The 3,190-nt window shown below is 35.0% G+C and carries 4 protein-coding genes; all 4 read left to right on the top strand.

The genetic code is table 11. The features are described from left to right. Window positions 1–331 (top strand): hypothetical protein (locus tag AC1DRQ_RS30450; protein ID WP_477429710.1); only part of this gene is annotated, 331 nt, incomplete at its 5' end. A 101-nt stretch (window positions 332–432) separates the two neighbouring features. After that, window positions 433–1,002 (top strand): LbetaH domain-containing protein, encoded by a 570-nt coding sequence (locus AC1DRQ_RS30445; RefSeq protein ID WP_477429709.1) that lies wholly within the window; start codon window positions 433–435, stop codon window positions 1,000–1,002. Further along, window positions 999–2,132, top strand: coding sequence for an NAD-dependent epimerase/dehydratase family protein (locus tag AC1DRQ_RS30440; protein ID WP_477429707.1), 1,134 nt, complete (start codon window positions 999–1,001; stop codon window positions 2,130–2,132). Before AC1DRQ_RS30445 ends, AC1DRQ_RS30440 begins: the two co-directional genes overlap by 4 nt. A gap of 2 nt (window positions 2,133–2,134) precedes the next feature. Continuing rightward, window positions 2,135–3,013: a glycosyltransferase family 2 protein gene (locus AC1DRQ_RS30435; protein ID WP_477429705.1), complete on the top strand. Its 879-nt coding sequence runs from the start codon at window positions 2,135–2,137 to the stop codon at window positions 3,011–3,013. Window positions 3,014–3,190 lie beyond the last annotated feature (177 nt).

Here is a 3,190-nt window from a genome sequence, read left to right as displayed (position 1 = left end):
ACCTAATATCGAAAGCTTCAACGGGCGCCTTTTCAAAAAATATTGGTGGTACCTGGGCGCTCCTGTACACCCCTTTAATTATTCGGTTTCTACTTTATGTAAAATGGTAGAAAAACATGGTTTTGTGGTAGAAAAAGTATCATATAATGGAGATTATGCCGGGGTTCTTGGCAGTCTTCAAATATACTTGAACAGGAATAATGGAAAAATGTCTGAAGAAGGTTTTTTTATTAAAAATGCATTCTTCAGAGCCATTGCCCATCAAATTGCCAAGTTGTTGAATCTATTTAAAAAGGGTGATGCAATTGAAATCATTTGCTCGAAAAAATAAAATATAGCTTATCCAGTTTTTTGACCAGTTTTATTTGACTATAAATGGGAGTTGAAATTATTTTCAGGAAAATATTTTGGAGATATCACTACATTAAAACAATGTTGTTTTATAGGCCATTTATAAAAAAAGCACATGGTAAATTCCTGGTTATAAACCCCATTGTTTTTACTTCACGATATATCATTGTTGGTGAAAATGTTTTTATCAGGAACAATGCAAGAGTAGAAGGGGTGGTTCAGCACGAAAAAGTTAAATTTAATCCGGTTATTCAAATTGGTGACAATGTATCGATAGAACAAAACCTGCATTTAACCTGTGCCAATAAAATTGTAATTGGAAGTAATACAGCTATCGCTGCAAATGTTACGATAACAGACATTAATCACCCTTACACCAACATAAGCCTGCCACCCGAAAAACAACCCTTGCAGGTTGGCGAGGTTAGCATTGGTGCCGATTGTAAAATTTATAATAATGCTGTTATACTGCCCGGTACATTTTTAGGGAAGCATAATGTAGTAGGAGCTAATTCAGTTGTGGGCGGCATATTTCCTGATTATTGCATTATAGCCGGGGCGCCAGCAAAAATTGTGAAACGATATAACCCTGAAACAGAAAATTGGGAAAAAGTTGATCCAAAAGGAAACTTTATTAATTATAAATTATGAAGATACTTATAACCGGGGGAGCCGGGTTTATTGGCAGTAATTTGGCTTTACGCTTATTATCAGAAAATCATGAAATAACAGTATTAGATAATCTGTCTGTTCAAATTCATGGTGATGATCCCGATAATACATCCCCATTATATAAATCTATAAAAAACAAAGTAAACTTTATTAAAGGTACAGTCACCTCAAAAAACGATTGGGAGAAAAGTATTCAGGATAATGAAGTTATTGTACATTTTGCCGCAGAAACAGGAACAGGGCAATCCATGTATGAAATTGCAAAGTATACAGATGTTAATATCCAGGGAACGGCCCTGATGCTGGATATTTTGGCTAATACCAAACACCATGTAAAAAAGATAGTAATTGCTTCGTCAAGGTCAATTTACGGGGAGGGGAGATATTATTCTGAAGAACTTGGTTATGTATATCCCAAGCACAGATCCTCGGCTTTAATGGACAAGGGTGATTTTGAAGTAAAATACCCGGGATGTTACCAGCCTTTAAAACTGGTAGCAACAAATGAAGATTCGAAAATTCATCCTTCCTCGGTTTACGGTATCACCAAGCAAAATCAGGAGCAAATGATCATGACTGTTTGTCCAACAATAGGAATAGCCCCGGTTGCCTTCAGATATCAAAACGTATATGGCCCCGGACAATCATTAACCAATCCATATACAGGAATCCTTTCCATATTCTCTACTCTGATAAAAAATGGCAAAGCCATAAATATTTTTGAAGATGGATTGGAGAGCAGGGATTTTGTATTTATAGATGATGTTGTGAACGCAACCTATTTGGGTATAATAAAGGAAGAGGCAAATAATGAAATTTTTAATGTAGGTACTGGCGTAGCCATTGATGTACTTACTGTGGCAAAAACCTTAGTTGAAAAATATAATATAACCGTACCCCTGAATGTTACCGGAAATTACAGGCTGGGCGATATAAGACACAACTATGCCGACATTGATAAAATTGGTAAAATACTTGAATTTAAGCCAAAAGTTAATTTTGGATATGGGATAGGCAAATTTGCAGAATGGGTAAATGGACAGGAAATTAGTGCAGGCAAATATGAAGATTCACTTGCCGAGATGAAACAAAAGGGGTTATTTAAATAATAATGGCAAAGGTAGGTTTAGTTACCGTATTGTATGGTAGTGATAATGTTTTAGATGGGTTTTTAAAAAGCTTATCGGTACAAACATTCACCGACTACCATTTATACTTAATTGATAACGCGACTAATGATAATACAAATAAACTGTTAAAGGACTTAACAAGTAAATACAGTATTACCAATTATACACATGTTAAAAATACGGCAAATGCCGGTGTGGCCCGTGGCAATAATCAGGGTATTGAGCTATCAATAAATGAGGGTTCTACTTATACGCTGTTATTAAATAACGACATTGAGTTTTTGCAGCCGGAGCTTTTAACTGATATGGTGCTGCATGCCGAAACGCGCGCTGAATCAATTATTATCCCTAAGATATATTTTTATGATAATAAAAAGATCTGGATGGCAGGCGGAGCATTTGCCATGTACAAGGGCTTAACTACACACATAGGAGAGGGTGATGATGATGGACCAATTTATAATGAGGAAAAATATTTTGATTATGCGCCAACATGTTTTATGCTGATTGATAATCAGGTTTTCAAAAAAGCAGGCCTTATGGACGAAAAATATTTTGTTTATTATGATGATACCGATTTTATGTATCGCGTTTATCAATGTGGATATAAAGTTAAGCTATTGCCCCTGTTACATGTTTATCATAAGGTTAGTACATCAACCGGCGGTAAAACCTCACCGTTCACTATATTTTATGGAACAAGGAACAGGATATACTTTATTCGCAAAAACTTAAAAGGTTTGGAGTATTTTTGCTCATTGGGCTTTACAATTTGCAGCCGTCTTTTAAGATTTAGTCAATTTGATTCAGAACAAAGAGCTCAAATTATCAGAGGGGTTCGTGAAGGGTTCAAATTATAATTTTATTGTATTTTATAGTTCAAAGGATTTATTTTTTGACATATAGATAGTTGTAGTTGAAAATGAATGGAATGATCTTCAGTCGGGTTAAATTTGAATACAGAAATCTTATATCAATTATCATATTGGTTTCAACCTTAACTGCATTTGCAATTATTCCAACGGTTCCTGCTACTG

The organism is Mucilaginibacter sp. P4_E8, assembly GCF_056401495.1.
This window is presented reverse-complemented; position numbering and strand designations above follow the sequence as displayed.